Here is a 26,361-nt window from a genome sequence, read left to right on the forward strand (position 1 = left end):
AAATATTATAAAATTAATTCATAACAATGAAAAGGATTTAAAATGAAACTTTTAAGAAATTTATTATTTGTCAATTTAACATTAATTGTAATTGCTGGATGTACACATAAAACACCTTATACAAATAGATCTCAAATGATTTTTGTATCACAAAAAGAAGAATTAGCACTAGGTGAAGAGTCATATAAACAAACTTTATCTGAATCAAAAGTTATTGTTGGAACAAAAGATGCTAATAGAATTAAAAATATTGGTTCAAAAATAGCAAAAGTTGCAAATAGAAATGATTTCAATTGGGAATTTAATCTTGTTCAAAATGATGAAATGAATGCTTTTTGTTTACCAGGAGGAAAAGTTGTAGTTTATACGGGAATTCTAAAAGCAGCACATAATGATGACCAATTAGCTACTGTAATTTCACATGAAATTGCTCATGCTCTTGCACGTCATGGAGCAGAAAGAATGAGTGCATCAATGGTTCAGCAAGGTTTACAAGTTGTAGGAAATTTAGCTATAGGAGCAGCAGCCCCTCAATATCAAAATCTTTTTAATCAAACGTATGGAATTGGTTCTCAAGTTGGAGTAATGCTTCCTTATGGAAGAATACAAGAAACAGAAGCTGATGAAATAGGTATTTATTTGATGTACAAAGCTGGATACAATGTAAATGAAGCATTAAAATTTTGGGAAAATATGAGTGAAGGTAAAAAAGAAGGAAGTGATTTTTTCTCAACTCATCCAAGCTCAACTAATAGAATAAATGATATCCAAAAAGTTATTGTAAAACTACCAAAATCTTAAGAATATAGTTTAAAACTATATTCTAACTGCTAAACTAAAAGATAATGAAATTGTTAGATTTTCATTGTAAAACAGAGTTTTTTCAAATTTCTTCTATTCTTTCAACTAATTTTAAATTTTTTGTCAAAACTTAAACAATATAAACTAACATAATATGGCTTATCTGATATAACTTTGAAACTCTTTGGTAAATTTACAATATAGCTTTCTACAAAACTAATAGCTTCTTCTGAGCTTTTATATTTAAGTATTCTATTTACTCTTTGTTCTTCTTTAGTTATATCACAATTAGATTTATCAAATTTTATATATGGTGTAAAATCTAATATTCGAAAGTTCTCTTGTGAAATCAATTCAAACTTATTAGAAAGATAATAGCTCTTTTCACTTATTGAAACTACAAAAATTGTATTTTGAGTGATGACATTATTTTCATCTTCAATAGTTTTAATTATCTCAATTACTTTTTCTATATCTTCTAACTCTTTAATTTCATTTTGAACTTTTACTACAAATTCATTTCTCAAAGCTTCTTTTCCAAGAGCATTAAAAAAGCCATTATTTACAGTATCAACTTTACTTCCTAAATATCTTATCTCAATAATTGTCATATTTATTCCCTATTATTTAATTTATAATGGATTAATCCATTTAAATCAATATGTTTAATTTGACTAAAATCCAACCATCCATTTTCAATATATTTCAATTTTGTTTTTATAGATTTCAACTCATTTTTACCTATCACTTTTATTGCTTCATTCATAATAAAAAGTTCATTATATAGCTCATACTTAAAATCAAAAGATTCAAGAGCTTTTTTATAATCTTTTGAACAATCATTATAAATTGATATTACAGTTTGATAGATAGTGAAGTTTTTTAAGATTTTTTTAATCTCTTTTTGTGGTTTAGATTTTGATATAAAACTATTGATAATGTGTACTTCATTTATAAAAATATCATTATTCTTATCTATTTGAAAAACAGCAATTTTAGTCTTTTTTTCTTTGATACTAATTGCTAAAAAGATTTTTTCCATAAAGTTACTCCTAAATGTATATTTAGAAGTATAACTTTAGTAGATTACATAAGTTTGTAGTTTAGTTAAATTCTAAAAAGTTTAATATTAAACTTTCACGATATTTTTTATTTAATAGGTTAATTATATAAGAAGACTTAAATATATCAGGTTCTATTTTATTTGCACCGTATTCTAAGAGACTTAGTGTATCTATATTTATGTGGATTTCATTTTTAAATACTCCAAGATAATCACTTCTTATACTAAAGAAAAAATCTCCATCTAAATCAAAAGGAAATTCAATTAAACTATTATGTAATATTTTTGGTTGTAGCCTTGATTCTCTAACTTTTAAAATTTTGTATAAATCCTTTGCTATAGAGGTTTTATCTTCTCGTAAACTTACTTCACTATCATCTTTTAACATATAATCATTTTCAAAAGCTTTATCTCTTAAATTTACATAAAACAATCTTTCAATATATGCTTTTGCATACTCAAAACATTGAGCAATATCTTCAATAACTGTATTTTTGTATTTATTTTTATTTTGAAAAAATATATCTTTTATCTTCTCAGATTCTAAAAAGTTAAATTCTGATTTAGTAATAAAATCAATTAATGATAAAGAATATTCAAAGCTTAAATGATAATCATACATATATTTTAATAGAGCATCTTTGTAGTCAATTAATGTATTTTGAATATTATCAGTAATAGTGTTATCTTTAATTGAGTCATCAATAAAATCTATAATATCTTCTTCAAAATTAATTAAGTGAAACTTTTTTGATTCTTTTAAATCACTATTATTAAGATTTTTTGGCTCTTCATTCTTTCTAAGTGTCAAGTATAAAAGAATAAATTCTTTTTTTGATTTATTTAAATAATCATTATATTTATCTAACTGTCCTAAACTGTCTTTTGCTTCAATTTTCCCTTCAATAGCAATGATATATTCATCATTCTCTAACCATAAATCAATTCTTGCTTTATCTCCATTATTAAGTACAATTTGTTTTTCAATTTCTATAAATGGATTTTTATCAGTGAATTTTTGTAAAAACTTGTTATCTTTTAAATCAATGTATCCTAATAAACTATTTATAAAATGTTTTAAAAAAACATTTCCTTTAAAGTGATTTCCCATAGGATTTAGTAAATTTCCCAAAAAAGATAAGTGTTTAACTTCCCCTCTAATTAAATTTAAATTATGAAATGGGTTAAATAGAAAGCCTTGTTGTATATGTTCTTCCCTAATATTATTAAAATCATTAATAATTTCAGAGTTTATATCTATTTGAATAATGTCATTATATACATTTCCTTTCATCAGAAAATCAAATAGTTTTTTGCCCTCATCTTCATCTTTTAACAAGTATTTTGAAGCACCTTGTCCCATTGGTTTTAATTTGCTTTGCAAACGATTATAAATTAGAAAATTAGTATCATTAAAGGGTTGTTTTAATCGTCTAAGTACTTTTAGTTTTATTACATACCCTGTACTTGATTCATCTTTATGAGGAGCTGAAATTATTTCTGTAATAAAGTGAATGCCAACTTGATATTTTTTATCTGTTTGATAATAAAAGACAATATCTCCTTCACTTCCTTCCATTCTTTTATATGCAGTAATTTCTTGATAAAACTCTTCTCCACTGGAAATAGTTTCAAATTCTTTCCAGTTTCCTTTTTGTATATTAAATTTAAATTGCCAAAAGTTCATTTTTCTTTATCCTTAAAGTTGGGATATTGTACTATTTTATCTTAAATAACAATCTTATTTATTAGCATATATTCCTTTAAATATCTGTAATGGAGTCATTCTTCTTTCTAATATTTTTCCGTTTTTATTTTCTGTAATCTTTGCATAAATCACTTCTGCCGTATCATCAAGATTGATAAGCCATTGAACCGTGCAGTCCATTCCATTTACTACTTTACAATTAAATTCTACTATTCTCTTTTTATTATTGGTTTGAAATTCAGTCCATTTTTTATCTTTACAGTTTTCCCAGTTATCAAATGCTTGTCCAACTGTTATCGATTTGTCAAACCTCATAATACTTTCTTTTACTAAGTCAATATTATCAGCATAAGAGTAGCTTGTAAATAAAGCTAAAGATAATAAAACTTTACTTGTGATTGATTTTATATTTTTGCACATTGTTTTTCCTTTATTCGTTTTGGAAATTTTACACTGCACAAACAACACAGTTATGTAGTCTTTGAAAAATACTCTTCTAAATTTGATTTTATAATTTTATTAAGTTCATCAGGAGATATAATCATAATATGAGGTAAGTAACTTTGTATCAAAGGTATTATTTCCATAAAGTCAGTAATAAAAACTTCTATATCTATACTTTCATCTTCATAAGTTTTTAAAACTCTTTGAGTCTGGTTGATAGGTTTTCGTAAAAAATATTTTGAAACTTTTTTATCTAAAAATAGTTCTATCGCAAAAGGTTTTACATGTGGTTCAAAATAAGCATTTATAGCATTATCAAAACCACTTATAATTTCTTCATCAAATTCAAACTCAATATCTTGTAGCTCTACTTCTTTGATACTGTTTAAATGGTATCTTCTAATCTCATTATATTCTAAATCATAATTTATAAGATACCAAAAGCTATCAAGATTAAGTATTTTCAGAGGATAGAGTTCTCTTTTTTTGTCATTGTATATACATTCTATTTTTGTTTTAGTTTTTATAGCATTTTTTACTTTTATTATGTCTGTTTGATTTTCTTCTATACTTTCAATAGATGGCAATTTATAAATACTATTTTTTAAACTATCTTCTAACTTTTCAAAAAGTTTTTCAGTATTAAAAGAAAGTTCTTCATCAGTAAATTTATCTTTACTTTTATTTTTCAATATCGCTATTGTTGCCAATTCTTCACTATTTAATAAACTGCTTTGCAAAAAGGGATATTTTGCACTAAAACACTTTTCACTATGATTATAATAAATTGTATCATCATTAAACAAGGGAATAATATATTCTTTAAAATCAAGCTGTATAATTCTATCCGTAGTGTCAAATTGTTCAACCAATTTTTTTGTAGTAAGATTTTCTCCCTTTGAAAGTAATTCAAAAATATTTTTTATTCTATATGTTCTACTAATAATGGTATATCCCCTTACTTTTAATAATTAAAATAAGTATAATTTAAAACTATATTCTTATCCCCTTATTTTTGTACATTTTTTCATCTGCATGATTTAATAAAGATTCAATATCTTCACCATCATTTGGATAAATACTAACACCTAAACTAAATGTTAAAGGTATTATCAAATCTTCTGAATAGTATAAAGGATTCTTTTTTGATATTGAATCTATTCTTTTTAAAGTTAAATCTAAATACTGTGTTGATTCAATATGATCAAAAAGTATTACAAATTCATCTCCTCCAATTCTCGCAATAATATCACCTTCTCTTATGATACTTGAAAGAACTTCTCCTATATGTTTTAATAACATATCTCCAACATGATGTCCATATTCATCATTTACACTTTTAAATTTATTTAAATCAATAAAACATAAAGCAAATGATTCTTTTGTATCTTTACTTTTTAAAATACACTCTTCAATTCTTTTTCTTAACATCAACCTATTTGGAAGCCCTGTCAAACTATCATGATTTACAGCATATTCTAACTCTGATTCAATCTTTTTCAAATAAGTTATATCTTGACAAATAATGATATTTTGAGAACTGTTTTTTTCAGATTTAACAGGAATAATATCTGTATGGAAAAAAACATCTATTCCATTTAAATTTGTAGCTCTTAAAATATTACTTACTTCAGTTGAAGATACTTTAACTTCTCTTGAAAAAAAGAAATTAGAAAAATGTTTTCCTATCATTATACTTTTTTCTAAACCAAAAAATGAGAGACAAGCTTTGTTTACTTCTGTTATTATTCCCTTTTGATTTATATGAAAACTAATCAATTTTTGATTTATTAAATTATAATAATTTTGACTATTTTCAATATTTTCTTTTTCATATTCATATTTTAAATTTTCATGATTTACTTTTTGTATGATATTTAAATAACTCATTGAAAGATTTGATTGTCTTGTAAACATCGCAATAAAAAGTTTTTCATTTTTTTCAGTTTTACAAGTTTCTATATTTATATCATAAAAAACATCTTTTTTTAAAAGCATCGGAATATGTAAATAATTTTTTTTACCATTATATAATTCTTGAAGTTTTTCTTCAAAACCTACAAGTTCCCATAAAGAATCTCTTATATCACCATCAACAAAAAGTTTTTTTGTATCACTTACAAAATCTTTTAAATTATCTGTAAATTCGACAATTTTATAATCTTTTGAAAACAAAATACAAGAGATATTATATTTCTTACATATAATTGGTAAAATCAATCCTGTTATCATTGTACTAATCTCTTTACTATTTCATTATTTAAAAGTTCAAACAATTCTTTTACACAATTATCATCTTTTGCTGAAGTTCTAAAAATTCCTACAATATTTGAATCTATATTTTTATAATTTTCTATTTCTATTTCATCATGATTTAAATCACTTTTATTAAATGCAATACAAATAGGTAAATTTGGTATCGTTTTTTGACATAATTCAATATGTCCTTTAATTGATTCAATTGTTTTTTCTCTTGTTAAATCTGCAACTATTACAAATCCTTTTGCTCCATTTAGATAATGAGTTAAAATTGGTTTAAAATCCGTTTGCCCCTCAATATCCCAAATCATCATAGTTGAATCATATTTTTGTTCATTTATATTTGCAATTAAACTTTTTTTTGAAATAGATACACCAATACTACTTATGTACTCTTCACTAAAACTATTATCAACATATCTTCTAATCAAACTTGTTTTACCAGTTCCAAAATCTCCTATTAAAACAATTTTATAATTAAACATCATAAACCTTTATTTTTTCCATGTAAAGACTACTCGTCTTCCTTGTTCAGGATAGTTTTCTTTATCTATATTTGTTGGAATATCATTGATTCCAATATTGACTAATTTTTGAGAAACATTACCTTTAACTTTTAAATATTTCATTATATTTTCTGCTCTTTCTTTTACTAAAATAGCATTTCTTTCTAATGTTCCTGTAAAATCTCTAAAACCTCGTATTTCTAGAACTAAATCTTCATCTAAGTTATGTAATAAATTTATAATTTTTATTAATTTATATTCTTGATTTGGTAAAATTTCTGAAGAATTTTGTTCAAAATAAATTATATCTTCTATATTAGGAGGAACAATTCCAACTTCGAAATCAATATTTTCTAAACCTTTTATCAATTTAAATTGTTCTTCTACATATTTTTTTTCTTTTTTACTAAAAACATTACCAAAAACTTTAACATTAGGATAATTATAAGAATATTCTATTCTATTTCCTTCTTTTAAGTTTAATGCCAAAGTCAAATAAGTTATTTTATCATAAATATCTTTTGGATTATCAAAAGAATCGATAATCTGAATATTATTTTGAATTGATTTTATATTATCAATTTTTTGTAAATCTTTATATGCTAAATCTTTATAAAAAGAAAAAGGAACCATACCATTTATAATCATATTTTTATTTTTTACTTCAACCTCTAATCTATAAATAGTCAAAGCTGAATCTTTATATAAAATTTCATTTGCTTTTTTTGCTAAATTGTTATCAATTATATTATTATAAATAGTATAACTTATCCAAGAAACTAAAATTAAAGGTAATATATAAACTAAAGGATGTAAAGATTTATTATTAACCTCTTCTTCTTCATTAATTAGTTGAGATATAATTGATAAAAATTCTTCTTTTGGAAGATTTTCCATATTTCCATCAAAATTTTTTATTTCATCTGAATATTTTGCAACTAACTGAGAAAGAACTTCTCTTATACTATTTATAGTAATATTTGTTACAGCACCATCAATAATAACAGCTAAATAACTATACCCACTAGCTTCTAAAACTATTTTACTTCCACCATATTCAATTGTATTAATTTCTTGATGTTTTTCATTTTTATCAATCCAATCATTAACAAAACTACGAATTGCTGTCATCATTGAAGCAATCATTTCAGGTTCATTGATTGGATTATTTATATTTTGAGTATGAGATAAAACTATTCCTGTTTCTTTATGTATAAAAAAAACTGCTTTTACATTTGTTAAAGCATGTTCTTTCAATAAAAGTTCTGTTTCACTAATACCATGAATTTTTGCGTTAATTTTTCTTTTTAATGTCTTAAATGTAAGTCCATTTTTTATTTGATCATTAATCGAAAATAACATATCTTCAAAAGTTTTAGAAACATATCGAGTAATCATATTTCCAATTACAGGATACAAGGCATCAACAACTTCATCTTTGTGAGATTTTATCTGTTCTTTTATTGCTGTTGTGATAAGTGGAGCTAATTGTTTAACAACTTTATCTTTTGATTCTTCATAATTTCTATCAATTAACTCTAAAACAATTGGAGATAATGCTTCAAGTAATAATTTTTTATCACTACTATAACTTTTTTCTAAAATCGAAGAAATAAAAGGAGATATTTTCTCTATTATTATCTGTGGAGTGTGAGACTCTACAGTTAACTTTTCAAGTTGAATTTTGAGTTCTAATAAACTTTCTTGTTCTTCTTTTAAAAGAAGATTACGAAGTTTTCCTAAATCATCCATTTTATAAAATCAAACTAAAATTAATCATTTTGTACAGATACAATCTGCTTTTCTAACTGATTACCTTTTAATCTCATTGCTGTTTCCATCATGATTTCAGCAGCATCATCTCTTGATAATTTTAAATCACTTAATTCTTGAAGTTTTATTTCCATAATATCAAAAAGTTCATTTTTTAAATTATTCATCTCTTCTTGTAAATTATTTCTATTTTCAAGTTGTTCTTTATATAATTGTTCGTGTTTCGCACTCAACTCATCATTTAAAATATCCATAGAATTTTGTATTCTTTTTTCTTGTTTAAGTTCATTATCTCTTATATCTGATATTTCTTCTTGTTGTTGAGTCGTTAAATTTTTGATTTTTTTAGATATTAATTCTACTTCATTATCTAATCTTAAATTAAAATCTTTTTGATTTTGTTCAATTTTATTTTTTACTTCATCAAAAGAACGTTTAAAATCACTTTCAAGTTTTTCAAATCTTTTATTTAGTTCTCTTGTTTGAGAACCAAATAATATTTCTCTGATTTGATCAACATTTCCTAACTGGCTTATTTCATTTCCTGTATTTTGAGTATTATCTTTCATCTAAGTCCTTTTAAGAAAAATTATAGATAATTTAAATGTTCTAAATTAAGCTATATTTGTATAAACAGCTTGAACATCATCATCATCTTCAAGTTTTTCAATTAATTTTCCAATATCTTCTTGTTGTGCTTCACTAAATTCTTGTGGATTATTTGGAATTCTTTTTAACTCAGCTTTTGTTAAAGCTATTCCTAACTCTTCAAATTTATTATTCATATTTCCAAAATCTGTATAATTTGCATATGCTAAACATAAACCATCTTCTTCTTCAAGTTCTTCAAGTCCAGCATCTATTAATTCCATTTCTAAATCTTCAAGTTCATAATTACTTGGTTTATTAAATTCAAAAATTGCTTTTCTATCAAAGAAAAATTCTAAAGATCCAGTTGGAACTACTTGACCATTTGTTTTATTAAAATACATTTTGATATTTGCAACAGTTCTTGTATTATTATCCGTTGCAGTTTCAACAAATATTAAAACCCCATGAGGTCCTTTTCCTTCAAAATTTACTTCAGAAAAGTTTGCAGAATCTTTTCCTGTTGCTCTTTTTATAGCTGCATCAATATTTGCTTTTGGCATATTTTCAGCTTTTGCATTTAAAATAGCAGTTCTTAATGCTGAATTCATTTCTGGATCTGGAACTCCTGATTTTGCTGCTACTTCAATAGCACGTGCAAGTTTTGGGAAAACTCTAGACATATTTCCCCATCTTTTCATTTTAGCCGCTTTTCTATATTCAAAGGCTCTTCCCATAATCACTCCCAATTTATTTTTCAAAATTTTTCGCTGATTATAGCAAGTTTGTAATAATATATATATAAATATAAAGCTTGTTTGTAAAATAATTTAAAAATAAGACTTAATACTTCTTTTCATAAACTTTCAATATAATACAAATTTACTATAAAAGGATTAAATTTGAAAAAAATTATTTTTATTTTAATATTTGCCATTTTTAGTTTTGCTAACGAGACTAATAACGATAATTTTTCTGAAGAATTTGACTCAGAATTTACATCAAATACAAAAGAAGTTTTTGACCCATTAAGTGGCTACAATAGAATTATGACAACTTTTAATGACAAAGTTTACTTAAATGTTTTAGTACCTGTTTCAAAAGGTTACGCTTATGTTGTTCCTGAAACTGCAAGAACAGGTGTAAATAACTTTTTCAATAATATTATGTTTCCTGTTAGATTTGTAAATAATTTATTACAATTAAAATTTAAAAATTCTAGTGAAGAATTAGGCAGATTTTTGATAAATTCACTCTGGGGACTTGGTGGATTTATGGATTTAGCAACCACGGAATTACACATGAAAGAACATAAAGAAGATTTTGGACAAACACTTGGTTTTTATGGTGTAGGTGAAGGTTTTCATGTTGTTTTACCATTACTAGGACCATCTAATTTAAGAGATATTGTTGGATTAACAGCTGATAATGTAGTTTCACCATTAAGTAGATTAGGAGAAGATGGAATTGATTACAAAATTCCAAATACAGTTTTAGAAGAGTATGGTATCAAAACATTTGATGTAGTAAATTATACTTCATTAAATCCAGATCAATATGAAACAATAAAAAAAGATGCTTTAGACTTATATCCATTTTTAAGAGATATTTATACACAAGCAAGAAAAAGACAAATTGAGGAGTAATAATAATGCTTAAAAAGAATTTTGTTAGATTTGTTTTGTTAATGGCATTTACGTTTTCTTATGCAAATGCTTTAAAACAAGATGAAATTCAACAAGAAATGACAAAAAAAATAGATAATGTTTTATCAATTTTAGAAAAAAAAGATAAAACTTTTGCTCAAAAAGGTGATGAAATCATCAAAGTTATTGATGATGTTTTTGATTATGAACTAATGGCAAAAATTGCTTTGGGAAAAGAAACATGGAACACATTAACACCTGAAAAACAAAAAGAATTTACAAAAATTTTTGAAAATAAATTAAAAAAATCTTATATAGAAAAACTTCAACTTTATAATGACCAAAAAGTAAAAGTTATTGGTTTAAAACCATATAATAATACTAGATTACAATTAGAAACTGAATTATTAGGTAAAGATGGAACTTATAAAATAAATTATAACTTTTATAATAAATCAAAAGAAAATGAACAGTGGCTTATTTATGATGTTGACTTAGTTGGAGTAAGTATCATTCAAACATATAGACAACAATTTGCAGGGCTTTTAAAAGAAAAAACATTTGATGAAATGTTAGCTTTATTAGAACAATAAAATGATAAAAAAAATTTATGATACTTTTATTTTAAAGTATCCCTTAATTATTTTAACTCTTTTGATGTTATTTGTTTCAGTTTTGGGTTATTATGCTACAAAGCTTGAAATAGATGCATCTGCTGAAACTTTACTTTTAGAAGATGATAAAGATTTACAATTTTTTAGAGAAGTAAATAAAACTTATAATAATTCAGATTTTTTAGTAGTTACTTTTTCTCCTAAAAATGATGAACTATTATCTCAAAAAAGTTTAGAAACTATAAAAAATATGTCTAATGATTTTTTAAAAGTAAAAAATGTTGAAAGTATTACTTCTATTTTAAATGTACCTTTACTTCAATCTCCAATAAGACCTATTTCTGATTTAGTTGAAGGAGTTGATTCACTTGAAACAAAAAAGTTTGATAATAAACTTGTAAAAAATGAATTACTTCATTCACCATTGTACTCAAATGCTTTAGTAAGTAGTGATTTTAAAACAACAGCTATTATTTTAAATTTAAAAACAGATACAAAATATTTTGAACTTTTAGAAAAAAGAAATGCTTTATTAAAAAAAGAGAAAGATAAAACTATTTCAAATGAAGAAAAAATAGAATTAAAAGATACTATTTTAGAATTTAAAAAATATAGGGATTTTTTGAGAATCCAAGAAGCACAAGAAATTGAAAATATAAGAGATATTATCAAAAAATATCAAAGTGAAGCTAAAATATTTCTTGGTGGAGTAAATATGATAGCTAGCGATATTGTTGGCTATGTAAAAAATGATTTAATTATCTACGGTTCTGGGTTATTAGCAATTTTAATATTTGTTCTTTGGTATATTTTTAGACATATTAGATGGATTATTTTACCTTTATTTATTTGTTTAATTTCAGTTATTTCAACAGCAGGTATTTTAGGACTATTTGGTTGGGAAGTGACAGTTATATCTTCAAATTTTATTGCTTTACAATTAATCATAACAATTTCAATTGTTCTACACTTAATTGTAAGATATAGAGAATTAAATGTAAAATATAAAAATGCAAGTCAGTATAAACTGATAATAAATACAATTTTATCAAAATTCAACCCATCTTTTTTTGCAATTATTACAACCATAGTTGGTTTTGGTTCTCTTGTATTTTCAAATATAGAACCTGTAATTAATCTTGGTTTGATGATGAGTACAGGAATTGCTATTTCGTTATTTTTAGCATTTATTACTTTTCCTGCTTTATTAATTTTAATGAAGAAAAAAGATGAACATGAACAAAAAAATAAAAAATTCTCATTTATAGCAAAATCATCAAATATTGTTGAACATCAAGGTAAAACAATAATAATTGTAACTATTTTAATAATTATTTTTTCAGTAACAGGAGCATTAAAACTTTTAGTTGAAAATAGTTTTATTAGCTATTTTAAACAATCAACTGATATTTATAAAGGAATGAAAGTTATTGATGAAAATTTAGGTGGAACTACTCCACTTGATATTATCATCAAATTTAAAGATGAACCGAAACCTCAAATAAAGAAAAATCCAACTGATGATTTTGATGATTTTGAAAATGAATATGCTAAAAGTGCAGATGATAAACAATATTGGTTTAGTCAAGATAAAATGGATACAATCACAGCTGTTCATAACTATTTAGAAACTATTCCTGAAATTGGAAAAGTTCAATCTTTAGCAACTCTATTAAAAATTGGAGAATCTTTAAATGATGGAAAACCTCTTGATGGTATAACATTAGCTGTATTATATAATCAATTACCAGAAAGATATAAAAATCTAATTCTTTCACCTTTTATTAATATTGATAAAAATGAAGCTAGAATCACTATGAGAATTATGGACTCAAATCCTGATTTAAGAAGAAATGATTTAATAAATAAAATAAATCATGATTTAAAAGATGTTATTAAAAATAAAGAGACAACATTTAGACTTTCAAATCTAATGGTTTTATATAATAATATGCTTCAATCGTTATTTGAATCTCAAATAGCAACTTTAGGATTTACAATTATTGTCTTATTCATAATGTTCTTAATTTTATTTAAAACTTTTAAACTTGCAACTATTGCTATACTTGCAAATATTATACCTATTTCAACTATTTTTGGAATTATGGGTTGGTTAAATATTCCTTTAGATATTATGACTATTACAATTGCAGCAATTGCTATAGGAATTGGTGTTGATGATACTATTCACTTTATTCATAGGTTTAAAGAAGAATTTAAAGTTGACCATAACTATATAAATGCAATGAGAAGATCTCATCAAAGTATTGGATATGCTATGTATTATACATCTTTAGTAATAATCCTTGGTTTTTCAATTTTAGTTTTATCAAATCTAATTCCAACAATTTATTTTGGATTATTAACAGTAGTTACAATGTTCACCGTACTACTTGCTGATTTATTACTACTTCCAAAGCTATTACTAATATTTAAACCTTTTGAAAAATTAAAGGAAAAGAAACAATGAATATTGCTATTTACTGTGGTTCTTCATTTGGAAATAATAAAATTTATGAAGAACAAACAAAAGTTTTAGCTCAAAAACTTGCACTAAAAAATTTAAATATTGTTTATGGTGGCTCATTACAAGGACTTATGGGAATAGTTTCAAATGAATCAATTAGATATAAAAACGTTGTAATAGGTGTTATAACTTATGATTTAGTTGATAAAGAAATTGAAAATAAAAATATCACAAAAATTTACAAAGTAAACACAATAAATCAAAGAAAAGAAAAAATGGAAGAATTAAGTGATGCTTTTATAACTCTCCCTGGAGGTTATGGGACTTTTGAAGAGATATTTGAAGTATTGTCTTCTACTCAAATTGGCTATCATAAAAAACCTTGCGCATTTTATAATATAAATGGATATTATGATAAGTTAATCGATTTTTTAAATAATTGTGTAAAAGAAGGTTTTATAAAAAAAGATTATGTTGATATGTTAATTGTTTCAGATGATATAGATGAAATAATTGAAAGAATTATAAATTACAAAGCACCAAAAAATAAATGGCAAAATTAAGAGTTCTTTTATCTTATTCACATTTTGTTAACCTTTGATTTAAAAAAGGTTAATACATAGCTATTATAATTACTTCATAAGTTGATAGACAAACCTTAATTTGCGATGTTAAGATTTTTTTTAACTTTACTCCTCCTAATATATACAAGTTAAAGGAAGCTTTTTATAAGCTTCCTTTTTTTTTTAACTAAATTTTTAAAATAGGAATAATCTTAATAAATGAAAAAATATATACTTTTTGATAATGATGGTGTTTTAGTTCATACAGAACCTTTGTATTTTAAAGCAAATATTCAAGCTTTAAATGAGTTTTTTAATATTGAATTAGAATTTGAAGAATATATGAAAATTATGAGTGAAGGAACAACGGTTTGGCAAAAAGCTTTAAACAATGGCTTTTCATTTGCTGAAGTTGAAATTGCAAGAAATAAAAGAAATGAATATTATCAAACTTTTTTAAGAACAGAAAATATATTAATTGATGGTGTAAAAGATGTTTTAAAAGAGTTATCTAAAGATTATAAAATGGGAATAGTAACTACTTCAAGAAGAGTTGATTTTGAAATTATTCACAAAAATCTAGGAATAGTTGATTTTATGGATTTTGTTCTTTGTGAAGAGGATTATAATTTTGCAAAACCACATCCAGAACCATATTTAAAAGGTCTTGAACTCTTTAATGCAAATAAAGAAGAGGCTATTGTAGTTGAAGATTCAACTAGAGGTTTAAGCTCAGCTTACAAAGCAGGAATAGAATGTGTGATTGTAAAAAATGAATTTACACTTACACAAGATTTTTCAAAAGCAAATTATTTTATAGAGACTTTAAAAGAATTGAAAACTATTTTAAATTAGTTTTCAATTGCCATTTTTATATATCGCTCTAAATCTTCTTTTGATGTTTTTCCTATAAATTTATTTACAAATCTTCCATCTTTTGAGAATAAAAACATTTCAGGAACTTTTTTTATATCACCTAACTCTTTTGCAAGTCTGAAATTTTCTTCACCCATTGTAATTGGATAATTGATTCCATGTTCTTTCATAAAAGCCTCTATTTCTTCTTTTGTTTTATCTTTTTCAAATAAAACTGAAACTATTTCAAATTGGTCTTTATATTTCTCTTTTAACTCAACTAAAGTTGGAATTTCATCAATACAAGGTGGACACCAAGTTGCAAAAACATCAATTAATACTGCTTTTTTATTTTTAAATTCATCAAAATCTAAACCCTGAGGTGTGCTTGTAAAACTAATAAACTTTTCATCTGTTGTTATTAATGCAAAAGATTGAGGCTCAAAATTTGTATTAACTTCTTCTTTTTTAGGTTTGGCAAGAACATTGCCATCTATTGTTGATTTTGAATCACAACCACCAAATACTAAACTCAAACATATTAAACTAAAAACTATACTTTTCTTCATTATTTCCCTAATCTTACTAATTCTTGTATTAACTCTTTTGCTTCATTTTCATCAAAAAAAATATTCATTGATAACTCATAATTTACTCTTTTTAAAAACTTTAATTTCTCTTGTAGCTGTTTTTCTTTATCATTTTCAAACTCAGCTAAAAGACTTAAAAGTTCTAATTTATAAGCTTCAACAATCTCTTCTTTTTTTACTACTTTTGGTTTTAAAACACTACTATTTTTTCTCTTAAAAAATATAAAAATAAGAGTAAAAATAGTACTTAATATTAAAGCTATTATATATTCCATAATTATTTACTTCTCGCTATTGCTTTTGCTTCTTTTGCAATTTTTTTAGCATCATTCGCAATTTCTAAAACTCTTGATACTTTTGCATTAAAATCAATATCTTTTTCTAATTTTTCAATTCTTTCTATAATTGCTCTATAATCATTATGACCAATTACTTGTAAAACTTTCGGTGAATTTAAAATATAATTTATATATGCTAAATCTTTCCAATTATATGTTATTTGACAATTTATATACTCTTTATAATCATTTTTAATTTTTGTTTCATTTTTTATAAATGCCAAATCCAAATCTGTATCATTACTTTTCCCAAAAAAATTAAAATACAAACTTTGTAAATAATCTTTATCTTTTAAATTTGAAATATAATTATAAACTTTTTCTTTTTCATCATTTTTCAAAACATATGACAAAATCACATTTGATATTTTCTCATTTTCATCTTTAAACATATTATTTAACTTTTCATTTGATTTTACAAAAATTTCTCCAGAAGAATCTTTTGTCAATTTCTTTAAAAACTTGAATAACTCTAAGTTAAATGTAAAACTGAACTTATTTATTTCTTGTTGTAATGGAATCAAAACAGAAAAAGGATTAGACAAATTTTTTGAATATGTTACTATACTATTTACAAGTTCAACATCATCTTCATTAAATCTTGCTGTTTTATAATAATTTTCAATTTCTTTAAAAAGATTTTTTTCCAATAAAAAAATAGATTTTTCTTCAAAAAAATTTGATAATTCATCTATTTTATATTTTTGCGAATTTTTTGCAATCAAAGAGCAAGTTGTCGAAAAACTTTTATAAGCTTCTATCTTTTCTTTTATATTAAAATTTTTAATTAAAAATAAACCTTTTTCATAAATTTCATTTTTTGAAAGATTCAATTTACTCGCAACTTCAACTCCCCTTTTAGGAAGTTCATTTGCTATTTTTGATAATTTTTCTTCGAAATCTAAAAAATTAGAACTCTTTTCAATCTCAGAAATAAGTTTTAAAAGTTGAACTCTTTTAAAACTATTAACTATAAAAAAGGCTATAAGTATAGCTATAATAATCAAAATTAAAATAACCACATGAATATTATCTGGATTTTGAGAATATACCGTACCTAAATTATAATTTGATTCTTTTAAAAGAGAAAAAAATTCTTTTATATTTTCAAAAAATGACATCAATTACCTTTATTTATAAATTTCAGATTCTACTAAATCAAATAAATCTTTTTGCGATAAACTAACTAATCTTTTGCCATTTACAAAAATAGTAGGAGTTCCTCTTACATCTAACTGTTGTGAATCTTTTTTATCCATATCTATAAGTTTATCTATTTTAGGATTTTTAAAATCCTCTTTTAATTTATTTATATCAAGATCAGGGATTATTGATAAAAATTCCCATAATAGTTCTGGTTTCTCATTGTTATGTTGAGCCCATAAAGCTTGTTTTTCAAATATAATATCTAAAACTTCTTCATATTTATTTTGTTCTCTTGATGCTTCTAATATTTTTATAGCAAATTCTGAATTTTTATGATTTGGAATATATTTTACAACCAATAAAATATCTTCATGATATTCTTTATATAATTTACGTAAAATAGGATGAAATAATGCACAAGATTCACACTCTGGATCAACAAATTCTACAACTGAAATGTTTTTTTTATTTTCTCCAAATTTGATAGAGTGTTCTCTTTGAAGTAAATCACTTTTTCCTAAAACAGTTTTTTCATCTTTTTTGGCTTCACTATCTTTATAAAAAATAGCTAATCCAATAAATAAAATAATAAATCCAATTAATGAACCTAATACTAATTTCTTATTTTGCATCTACACTTTTCCTTTTAAATAAAATTAATAAAATAAAAATAATAGTATAAGCAAAAAAAGATAACAAAGGGATAGTAATAAACCCAAACCAGTTTAAATAATCAATAGAACAAGGAACTCCTTGTACACATGGAGACAAATTTTCTGGAATAACTTTGTAAATCAATAAATTATGATAAACAGATATTAATAAGCCAAGGATTACTAAAGGAAAACTATATTTAAAAATTTTATCATCAGGATACAAAAGATTAATTAAAAATAATAAAACTAATGGATACATAAAAATTCTTTGATACCAACATAATGAACAAGGTATAAAATTCATAATTTCAGAAAAAAACAGACTTCCTAATGTCGCAATTAAAGATGTTAAAAAGGATAAAAAAATAAAGGTCAAACTTGAAAAGTTTGACCTTTTAGAAGAATTAAAAAACATAAAATTTAAGCTCCTCCACCAACTTCAGAATTTAATTCTCCATGAATTGGATTATGTGGAATAGAATCACATAATGCAATAGATTCATTTAAAGCTTTTAAAAATTCTTGTATATTTTCATAAGGAATTTCAACTTCTGAAACTTTTGTTTTACCATGAGAATAAACAGCGATACTAACAACAGGACTGCTATATTCACCATAAGGTTTCTCAACATGTTCAATTTTTACAATATCATCTGTCGAATGAGCTAACTTAAACGTTTTAATTTCAATATGTTTTGATGGCATAATAAACTCCTTTAATTTGATTACTTATTGTAACAAAAAAATTTAATATAAACCAAATATTTTTTTATTATTTTATTGAAGTTGCGGTCAAAAATAGATAGTTTTTTCCAGTTAAAGTAACTCTATATTTTTTTTGTTGCAAATATTTTTTACAAAAATAAACATCTTTATACAAAATTGATTGTTCACTATATGAATAGTTTGGTGCTTTCGCCCCATAAATTATTTCACCATTTATCCATCGACAATTTGGAAAACCCAAAATTATTGAACCTTTTGCTTCTAAATAATTTTGAATTAAATCCATAAATAATAATTTAAAATTTAAACCTGAACTTTGTAATGTTCCAATTGAAATAATCAAATCTGCTTTTTTTAAATTTAACTCATTTAATTTATTTATATCATGTGCTAAAAATTTAAAATTATCACTTGGAAATCTTTTTTTTGCAAATTCTATTGCACTTAGTGAATAATCTATTCCAGTAAATGAGATATTTTTTAAAGTCTCTTCATCCAAAAGTTTTCTAATAACTTCAAATTCATCTGCTTTATTTATTCCCAAATTTAAAATAGACTTTTTTTCTTCTATATTTACATTTTTCAAAGCATTTATATATGAATATAAAAAAGCTGGTTCTTCATTTTTATTAATTCTAAAAAAAGTTGATTCTTTTCCATATTTTTCATTTTTTTCATCATTTATATCATTATGGAAAGAATCGATTTTATCTAATTTTTTATATTTTAAAATAACTGTATTTGTATTTAATCTTTCTATTAGCATTTTACAAAAAAGTATTTCTGCTAAATCACACCAAGATTTATAAGATCTATAAATAAATTCTACATTATGTAAAATATATTTTTCTCCTGCATAAATATCATCTTTTATATCAGGATTTAAAACTTCAAATAAAATTTCATTTTTATTTTTTAATTCTTTTTCTAAAAAAGAAATTATTTCATACATTGGTTCATTAGTAAATTTTTTCACAATTGCTCTCAATTTTTTACAGATTATAATATATTTCATATAATTATCACATTGTTACTTTTTTGCTTATTTTTAAAAATTAATTTAATTTTTTAATGTTTTTTTAATTTTATACACTTTTTATACATTTATTTCTATTAATATAACAATTATAATTTTAAAGGAGAGAGGAAAAATTATGAATATACAAACAGCTGATTTATGTGATGATAATAGAGATAGAAATATACAAGTATTATCTTCAAAATTCAAAAATTATGGTGGATTAAAAAAATTCACAGGACAAATAGTAACTGTAAAATTAGATAAAAGTAATTGGCGATTATTAGAGATGTTAAGAGATGAAAATGGTGAAGGGAAAATTGCAGTTGTAGATAACTCAGAAGAGTTTTATGGAGTTGTAGGTGATAAATTAATGACTTTTGCAAAAAATAACAATTGGAAAGCAATTATTTTAAATGGTTATGTAAGAGATACAGATGAAACTAAAAATATAAATGTTGGATTATTAGCAATTGGAACTTGTCCACTTAGAAATTTTGAAGAAACTACTTCTGCAAGGGATGTTGAACTAAATTTTGGTGGAGTTACATTTAATAATGGTGATTATATTTATGCTGATAATGATGGAGTAATTGTTACAAAAACTAAACTATTATAGAACAAAATAAACAATTATAAACTATATATCCCAATTTATTTCATTTTATTAACAAAAATAAACTAAAAAATGTTAATATTCGCCATTATTTATTATAAAAGGAAACTAAGTTGAGATATATTATCTTAGGTCTTATTATGGCTGGATTATTTCAAATGTTTTTCTGGATAACACAAGACAATCGTGTATCATTAACAGAAGATTCATTTGATAAAATTGAGTCTCTTTCGTATTCTCCATATGAGGGATATGATAAAAAAGTTTTATCATATCAACAAATTGAAAATGATGTAAATATGTTATCACATTTTACAAATAAACTGCGTACATATTCTACAATGGACGCAAAAGCCATTTTGGAAGTTACTTCTCAAACAGATATGCCAATAGATTTAGGACTTTGGTTAAGTGGTGATCATAAAGAAAATCAATTAGAAATTCAAAGAGCCATTAAACTATTGAAAAAATATCCTGATAATATTGAAAATGTAATAGTGGGTAATGAGGTTCTATTAAGAGCTGATTTAAATGAAACTGAACTATTTGCATATATTGATTTTATGAGAGAATTTACTAATAAACCAATAACAAGTGCTGAAACTTGGGATGTATGGGAAAGAGTACCTGATTTAGCTAAACATGTGGATTTTTTAACTATTCATATTTTACCTTATTGGGAAAAAATTCCAATAGAACAATTTAACTCATTTATAATTGAAAAATATAATTTAGTAAAAAAAATTCATCCATATAAAAAAATAGTAATTGGTGAAACAGGTTGGCCAAGCCATGGATACAATAATAGAAGTGCAGTTCCTAGTTTAAAAAATCAAGCAATGGCTATTAGAGGTTTCATAAATCTTGCAAAAGAAAATAAATGGACATATAATATTGTTGAAGCATTTGATCAACAATGGAAAGGTTATGATGAAGGAAATGTTGGACAATATTGGGGAATATTTACTTCAAATAGAGAATTAAAATTCTCTTTAAATGGAGATATTGAATTAAATCAATATTGGTTATATCAAATGATTGCAGCAATCATTATTGGTGCATTAATTACTTTATATGGATTAAGAAATCAAAGATTAAACTTAAGTCACTCAATAGCTTATGCAATTGCTGCACAAGGTATGGCATTTGGTATAGTTATGGCTGTAATTTATCCATTTACAAACTATATGAATTTTGGTATGTGGGTAATGTGGGGAATGGGAACTTTCTTGATGATTCCATTGGTTGTTATAACTTTAGCAAAAGCAAATGAATTATTTAAATGTTCTATTGGAACTCCTCCAACAAGATTAGTTCCACTTGATTTAAAATCAGAAAATGCACCTTTTGTTTCTATTCATGTTCCAGCATATAAAGAACAACCTCATGTTTTAGAAGAGACTTTAAGAGCATTAGCAAAACTAAAATATCCAAACTATGAAGTTTTAGTAATTATTAATAATACTCCTGAAGAGTATTATTGGAAACCAATAGAAAAAGTTTGCCAAGAATTAGGTGATAAATTTGTGTTTATGAATATCACTTGTACTGGGTTTAAAGCAGGAGCACTTAATGCAGCACTTGAAAGAACAGACAAAAGAGCTGAAATTATTGCTGTTATTGACGCTGATTATGTAGTTGAATCGCCTTGGTTAACAGATTTAGTTCCTTTATTTGATGATCCAAAAGTTGCAATAGTACAAGCACCACAAGATCATAGAGATGGAAATGAGTCTATTATCAAAACAGCAATGAATGCAGAATATGCAGGTTTCTTTGACATTGGTATGATTGATAGAAATGAAGAAAACGCTATTGTTGTTCATGGAACTATGGTTTTAGTGAGACTTAGTGCAATGATGGAAGTTGGTGGTTGGGGAACTGATACTATTGTTGAAGATAGTGAACTTGGACTTAGACTATTTGAAGCAGGATATACAGCTCATTATACAAATAGAAGATATGGTTATGGTTTACTTCCTGATACAGTTGAAGCATTTAAAACACAAAGACATAGATGGGCCTATGGAGCAATTCAAATTCTAAAAAAACATTGGAGAGAATTAAAACCATCTGCAACAAAACTTACACCTAGACAAAAGAAAAAATTCATTGCTGGATGGTTTTTTTGGTTAAGTGATGCAATGGGTCCAGTTATGGCAGTAATGAATATTATTTGGGTTCCAGTTATTATTTTTGTAGGAGTTACGATTCCAACAATTCCATTAACTATTCCAATTATTACGGCATTTTTAGTAAATATTTTACATACATTTATTTTATATAGAATGAGAGTAAAAGCAAGTATTAAAGATACTATTTTAAGTTCAATTGCTTCTATGAGTTTACAACTTATTATTTTTAAAGCAGTATATGATGGATTTGTTAAAGATGGTTTACCATTTAAAAGAACTCAAAAAGGTGGAAAAGCAGCTAAGAAAAGTGCAAATCCAATAAAACATGAAACTATTTTAGCAGTTTTATTATTGATTTCTTTCTTTGCTTTAATTTTTACAAATCATACAAGAATTACTGAAATTTATGTATTTGCAGTAACTATACTTATTCAAAGTATTCCTTATATTTCTGCAATTATCATGAGAATTTTAGAAATTTACTCAATAAAGAATCAAAAGTCTTAAAAAGACTTTTGATTACTAATCAATTGGTACAACTGGATTTAAACTAGAAGTATTATTTAAAAAATGTCTATGTTTTTCAAACTGATCAATTATATCAGTTGCTATCACATCTTCATCATATCCATAAATATCATAAGCTTTATTTCCATCTTGTAAAAACACTTCAGCTCTTGCATATTTTTTTTGTGCTTTTGTAGGATTAACTGATTCAGGATAAGCATAACTTGGAGTATCATAATTTTTTGCACGTACTTCATAAATAAAATCAAAATCATCAGAATGTTCAACTCTTATAATTGAAATTGCATTTAACTTATCATTTGATACTTCAACATTCCATGAATAATTTGTAAGTTCATCTTTTACTAAATTCATAGCCTTAACTACATCTTCATTTATGAATCTTTTTGTTTCATCAACTTGAGGAAATTCTATAATTCTACTAAGTCTTGCTTGCCATGTTCCACTTATTTTTCCATGGCGACCTGCATTCATATGGTGTTGTAAACTTTCATTTCTAATACTTTCTAAACTCAAAGCTTTATACATTCCCCAACAAGCAATTAACATTACAAAAACAAAAGGTAACGCTATGATTATTGAAGCTGATTGTAAAGCTTGAAGTCCTCCTGCAAGTAAAAGTGCTATTGCTACAATACCTTGAGTTACAGCCCAGAATATTCTTTGCCAAACAGGATTATTTAATCTTCCACCTGATGAAATTGTATCTACGACTAAAGAACCTGAATCAGAAGAAGTTACAAAAAATGTTACAACTAAAAGTATTGCAATAACTGATACGAAATTTGAAAAGGGAAAATGTTCTAAAAATTTAAAAAGTGCTGTTGATACATCTGCTGAAACTGCTGTTGATAGAGAGATAAATCCTTCATTCATAATAGAATTTAAAGCACTATTTCCAAATACTGTCATCCAAATAAAAGTAAACCCAACAGGTACAAATAAAACTCCCATAACAAACTCTCTTATAGTTCGCCCTCTTGAAACTCTTGCTATAAACATCCCAACAAATGGAGCCCATGCAATCCACCAAGCCCAATAAAATAGTGTCCATGAACTCATCCAAGAAGAAGTTTTATCATAAGCATATTGATTAAAAGTCATAAATACTACGTTTGATAAATAAGACCCAATATTTTGAATTAATGTATTTAATAAAAAAAATGTAGGTCCAGCTAAAAAAATAAATAAAAGTAAAAAAAGTGCTAAGTAAAGATTTAATTCAGATAATCTTTTAATACCTCCATCTAAACCTAAAACAACTGAAATTGTAGCTATTGCACTGATAAATGCTATTAAAATAATCTGTGTCGTAATTCCTACTGGAATATCAAAAAGATAGTTTAATCCAGAATTTATTTGTAAAACTCCAAATCCCAAAGAAGTAGCAACTCCAAAAACTGTACCTAAAACTGCAATTGTATCAACACTATGCCCTATTTTTCCATAGATTTTATCTCCAATTAAAGGATATAAAGCTGAACGAATAGATAAAGGTAATCCATGTCTAAAAGAAAAATATGCTAAAACAAGCCCAACTATTGCATAAATTGCCCAAGCATGTAATCCCCAGTGAAAAAATAGTGTATTCATAGCAAATTTTGCTGATTCAATACTTTGCTTTTCTCCAACAGGAGGTGAAACATAATGCATCACAGGTTCAGCTACTCCCCAAAACATTAGCCCTATTCCCATTCCTGCTGAAAAAAGCATAGCAAACCAAGATAAATTACTATAAGCAGGTTTTGATTGATCAGGTCCTAACTTAAACTTTCCAAATGGTGAAACAGCTAAAAAAAGTGCAAAAAAGGTAAAAATACCAACACTTAACATATAAAGCCATCCAAATTTATCTGCAACAAAATTTTTGATACTACTAAAAACTTCATTTGCTATTTGAGGCATAAAAATCGTAAAAGTAACTAAAATTACTATAAAAATAACCGAAGGTATAAATACTGGTTTTAAGATTGTTGTTTTAAAATTATTTTTCATTATTGTTTTCCTTTTCTTCTTCCAAATCTTGTCTAGGATCTAGTTCTACTACTGTTGTTCCTGAAGCAACAGGAACATTTACAAAAATACTCATATCATCATCTGCAATTCGTTTTTTTGATAATGAATAAAAACCTAAAAATATTCCTAATATTGCAAAAATTATAAAAATAAATTCTTTATAATAAAAAAGCCCAAAACCTAAAATAACAGGAGAGATAAAAGAGCCTAAGCCATAAGCAAAAAGCAAAGAACGGCTTATTTCTACTATATCTTTATTTTCATCTACAACATCATTTGCTCTTGCTAAAGACAAAGGATAAATAGAAAAAATACTTAATCCTAATAAAATTCCTAAAAAATAAATATAGTTTTCCCATGTATAATTAACTAGAAAAAGTAAACATACTAAAAAGATATAGAAGCCATTGTAAGCTATCATTTTTCTTCTTCCATATTTATCGGATAAAAGCCCTATTGGCCATTGAGATAGTAGACCTCCAATAATAGAACAAGCCATAAATAAAGATACAGTTTCAATAGATGAATATTTTTGCATTAAATAAATTGGTACCATTGTAAAAAAACCACCTACAAAAAATCCACCAATAAAACTTCCTGTAAGCGCAAGAGGAACCACACTAAAGAGTTTGGGAAAGCTGTATTTTTCAAAAGGTTTTAAAACAGGTTCTTTTATTTTTGTCATTGAAATAAAAAGAACTGAAAAAAGAATTAAAATAGAACCTAATATAAAAATAATATAAGTAGTTTCACCTTTAATATTTAAAAAAACTTGTCCAAGTGCAGTTGCAAGATAAAAAATAATTGTATAAATAGCAAGTATTTTTCCTCTATGAGTTTGGCTACTTTTTTCATTTAACCAACTTTCTATAATTATAAGAAGTGCATAAAAAGCAAAACCTGAAATAAAACGTAAGAGTGCCCACAAATATTCATTAAAGAAGAGAGCTTGAAGCAAAAAAGATATAACCATCAAAGAAGCAAAAGTTGAAAAACTTCTGATATGACCGACGGAGGATATGATTTTTTGACTAAATATCGCGGAGCCAATGGCGCCTAAAAAAAATGAAGCATTAATCAAACCAATGATTGCATCATTTAAACCTAAATCTTTTAAATAAACTCCTACAAAAGTAAGTATCATTCCATAACCAATAGCCAAAAAAGCTATCGCAAAAAATAAAGAAGAAACTGGACTTAATGTGAATTTATCTATATACGAGTTTGTGTTTATATTTTCATTCATCTTTTCAAACTAACATATCTGTTCTTAAATTTCTCTTTTACATAATTTTTTTGTCACTC

Annotated in this window: 27 protein-coding genes; 8 read left to right on the forward strand and 19 right to left on the reverse strand. The window is 24.9% G+C overall.

The window, feature by feature from the left end; genetic code table 11:
* Positions 1-42 precede the first annotated feature (42 nt).
* Entirely contained in the window at positions 43-801 is a 759-nt protein-coding gene (locus ADFLV_RS09835) for a M48 family metallopeptidase (RefSeq protein ID WP_129011358.1), read from the forward strand.
* Positions 802-902: 101 nt separating this feature from the next.
* On the opposite strand, the gene ADFLV_RS09840 is transcribed toward ADFLV_RS09835, so the two are convergent.
* From ADFLV_RS09840 to ADFLV_RS09885, 10 genes are all read right to left on the reverse strand, one after another.
* The gene (locus tag ADFLV_RS09840) at positions 903-1,412 is read right to left on the reverse strand and encodes a hypothetical protein (RefSeq protein WP_129011359.1); all 510 of its coding nucleotides are present in this window, start codon (positions 1,410-1,412) and stop codon (positions 903-905) included.
* A gap of 2 nt (positions 1,413-1,414) precedes the next feature.
* Positions 1,415-1,843, reverse strand: a complete 429-nt coding sequence (locus tag ADFLV_RS09845) for a hypothetical protein (RefSeq protein ID WP_129011360.1) — start codon at positions 1,841-1,843, stop codon at positions 1,415-1,417.
* Positions 1,844-1,904: 61 nt separating this feature from the next.
* The gene (locus tag ADFLV_RS09850; RefSeq protein ID WP_129011361.1) at positions 1,905-3,551 is read right to left on the reverse strand and encodes a PD-(D/E)XK nuclease family protein; all 1,647 of its coding nucleotides are present in this window, start codon (positions 3,549-3,551) and stop codon (positions 1,905-1,907) included.
* 54 nt (positions 3,552-3,605) lie between these two features.
* Positions 3,606-3,992: a hypothetical protein gene (locus ADFLV_RS09855; protein ID WP_129011362.1), complete on the reverse strand. Its 387-nt coding sequence runs from the start codon at positions 3,990-3,992 to the stop codon at positions 3,606-3,608.
* 50 nt (positions 3,993-4,042) lie between these two features.
* Complete coding sequence (locus tag ADFLV_RS09860; RefSeq protein WP_164968516.1) at positions 4,043-4,822, reverse strand: WYL domain-containing protein; 780 nt, start codon at positions 4,820-4,822, stop codon at positions 4,043-4,045.
* A 187-nt stretch (positions 4,823-5,009) separates the two neighbouring features.
* Positions 5,010-6,248 (reverse strand): sensor domain-containing diguanylate cyclase, encoded by a 1,239-nt coding sequence (locus ADFLV_RS09865; protein ID WP_129011364.1) that lies wholly within the window; start codon positions 6,246-6,248, stop codon positions 5,010-5,012.
* On the reverse strand, positions 6,245-6,760 hold the full coding sequence (locus ADFLV_RS09870; RefSeq protein ID WP_014474634.1) for a Rab family GTPase: 516 nt from the start codon (positions 6,758-6,760) through the stop codon (positions 6,245-6,247). The genes ADFLV_RS09865 and ADFLV_RS09870 overlap by 4 nt, the downstream gene beginning before the upstream one ends.
* A gap of 9 nt (positions 6,761-6,769) precedes the next feature.
* The gene (locus ADFLV_RS09875) at positions 6,770-8,533 is read right to left on the reverse strand and encodes an OmpA family protein (protein ID WP_129011365.1); all 1,764 of its coding nucleotides are present in this window, start codon (positions 8,531-8,533) and stop codon (positions 6,770-6,772) included.
* Between the two features lie 20 nt (positions 8,534-8,553).
* Positions 8,554-9,123: a hypothetical protein gene (locus ADFLV_RS09880; protein ID WP_129011366.1), complete on the reverse strand. Its 570-nt coding sequence runs from the start codon at positions 9,121-9,123 to the stop codon at positions 8,554-8,556.
* A gap of 45 nt (positions 9,124-9,168) precedes the next feature.
* Entirely contained in the window at positions 9,169-9,879 is a 711-nt protein-coding gene (locus tag ADFLV_RS09885) for a YebC/PmpR family DNA-binding transcriptional regulator (protein ID WP_014474637.1), read from the reverse strand.
* 165 nt (positions 9,880-10,044) lie between these two features.
* Here ADFLV_RS09885 and ADFLV_RS09890 point away from each other — a divergent pair, with 165 nt between their 5' ends.
* The 5 genes from ADFLV_RS09890 (at position 10,045) to ADFLV_RS09910 (ending at position 15,287) form a co-directional block, all read left to right on the forward strand.
* Positions 10,045-10,788, forward strand: coding sequence for an MlaA family lipoprotein (locus ADFLV_RS09890; RefSeq protein ID WP_014474638.1), 744 nt, complete (start codon positions 10,045-10,047; stop codon positions 10,786-10,788).
* A 5-nt stretch (positions 10,789-10,793) separates the two neighbouring features.
* Complete coding sequence (locus ADFLV_RS09895) at positions 10,794-11,381, forward strand: Tgt2/MlaC family protein (protein ID WP_014474639.1); 588 nt, start codon at positions 10,794-10,796, stop codon at positions 11,379-11,381.
* 1 nt (position 11,382) lies between these two features.
* Complete coding sequence (locus ADFLV_RS09900) at positions 11,383-13,872, forward strand: efflux RND transporter permease subunit (protein ID WP_014474640.1); 2,490 nt, start codon at positions 11,383-11,385, stop codon at positions 13,870-13,872.
* Entirely contained in the window at positions 13,869-14,432 is a 564-nt protein-coding gene (locus tag ADFLV_RS09905) for an LOG family protein (RefSeq protein ID WP_014474641.1), read from the forward strand. The genes ADFLV_RS09900 and ADFLV_RS09905 overlap by 4 nt, the downstream gene beginning before the upstream one ends.
* A 219-nt stretch (positions 14,433-14,651) precedes the next feature.
* The gene (locus tag ADFLV_RS09910; RefSeq protein ID WP_129011367.1) at positions 14,652-15,287 is read left to right on the forward strand and encodes an HAD family hydrolase; all 636 of its coding nucleotides are present in this window, start codon (positions 14,652-14,654) and stop codon (positions 15,285-15,287) included.
* On the opposite strand, the gene ADFLV_RS09915 is transcribed toward ADFLV_RS09910, so the two are convergent.
* The 7 genes from ADFLV_RS09915 to ADFLV_RS09945 all read right to left on the reverse strand — a co-directional run bounded on the left by ADFLV_RS09915 (position 15,284) and on the right by ADFLV_RS09945 (position 19,719).
* Positions 15,284-15,856 carry a TlpA family protein disulfide reductase gene (locus tag ADFLV_RS09915; RefSeq protein ID WP_014474643.1) on the reverse strand — a complete coding sequence of 191 codons (573 nt, stop codon included), beginning with the start codon at positions 15,854-15,856 and terminating at the stop codon, positions 15,284-15,286. The two genes, ADFLV_RS09910 and ADFLV_RS09915, sit on opposite strands and share 4 nt — an antisense overlap.
* Positions 15,856-16,152: a hypothetical protein gene (locus ADFLV_RS09920; protein ID WP_129011368.1), complete on the reverse strand. Its 297-nt coding sequence runs from the start codon at positions 16,150-16,152 to the stop codon at positions 15,856-15,858. The genes ADFLV_RS09915 and ADFLV_RS09920 overlap by 1 nt, the downstream gene beginning before the upstream one ends.
* A gap of 2 nt (positions 16,153-16,154) precedes the next feature.
* Positions 16,155-17,336, reverse strand: a complete 1,182-nt coding sequence (locus ADFLV_RS09925; protein WP_129011369.1) for a hypothetical protein — start codon at positions 17,334-17,336, stop codon at positions 16,155-16,157.
* A 9-nt stretch (positions 17,337-17,345) separates the two neighbouring features.
* Positions 17,346-17,993: a DsbA family protein gene (locus ADFLV_RS09930; RefSeq protein WP_014474646.1), complete on the reverse strand. Its 648-nt coding sequence runs from the start codon at positions 17,991-17,993 to the stop codon at positions 17,346-17,348.
* Positions 17,983-18,432 (reverse strand): disulfide oxidoreductase, encoded by a 450-nt coding sequence (locus ADFLV_RS09935; protein ID WP_172658783.1) that lies wholly within the window; start codon positions 18,430-18,432, stop codon positions 17,983-17,985. The genes ADFLV_RS09930 and ADFLV_RS09935 overlap by 11 nt, the downstream gene beginning before the upstream one ends.
* 5 nt (positions 18,433-18,437) lie before the next feature.
* Entirely contained in the window at positions 18,438-18,722 is a 285-nt protein-coding gene (locus ADFLV_RS09940; RefSeq protein WP_014474648.1) for a hypothetical protein, read from the reverse strand.
* A gap of 67 nt (positions 18,723-18,789) precedes the next feature.
* Entirely contained in the window at positions 18,790-19,719 is a 930-nt protein-coding gene (locus ADFLV_RS09945; RefSeq protein ID WP_228712386.1) for a methyltransferase domain-containing protein, read from the reverse strand.
* A gap of 178 nt (positions 19,720-19,897) precedes the next feature.
* Between ADFLV_RS09945 and rraA the strand changes: the two genes are divergently transcribed.
* Positions 19,898-20,380, forward strand: a complete 483-nt coding sequence (gene rraA / locus ADFLV_RS09950) for a ribonuclease E activity regulator RraA (RefSeq protein ID WP_014474650.1) — start codon at positions 19,898-19,900, stop codon at positions 20,378-20,380.
* 110 nt (positions 20,381-20,490) lie between these two features.
* Entirely contained in the window at positions 20,491-23,019 is a 2,529-nt protein-coding gene (locus tag ADFLV_RS09955) for a glycosyltransferase family 2 protein (protein ID WP_014474651.1), read from the forward strand.
* Between the two features lie 15 nt (positions 23,020-23,034).
* On the opposite strand, the gene ADFLV_RS09960 is transcribed toward ADFLV_RS09955, so the two are convergent.
* Complete coding sequence (locus ADFLV_RS09960; protein ID WP_129011370.1) at positions 23,035-25,035, reverse strand: BCCT family transporter; 2,001 nt, start codon at positions 25,033-25,035, stop codon at positions 23,035-23,037.
* The gene (locus ADFLV_RS09965) at positions 25,025-26,302 is read right to left on the reverse strand and encodes an MFS transporter (protein ID WP_014474653.1); all 1,278 of its coding nucleotides are present in this window, start codon (positions 26,300-26,302) and stop codon (positions 25,025-25,027) included. Before ADFLV_RS09965 ends, ADFLV_RS09960 begins: the two co-directional genes overlap by 11 nt.
* Positions 26,303-26,361 lie beyond the last annotated feature (59 nt).

This window comes from Arcobacter defluvii (assembly GCF_013201725.1).
GTDB classification, from domain to species: domain Bacteria; phylum Campylobacterota; class Campylobacteria; order Campylobacterales; family Arcobacteraceae; genus Aliarcobacter; species Aliarcobacter defluvii.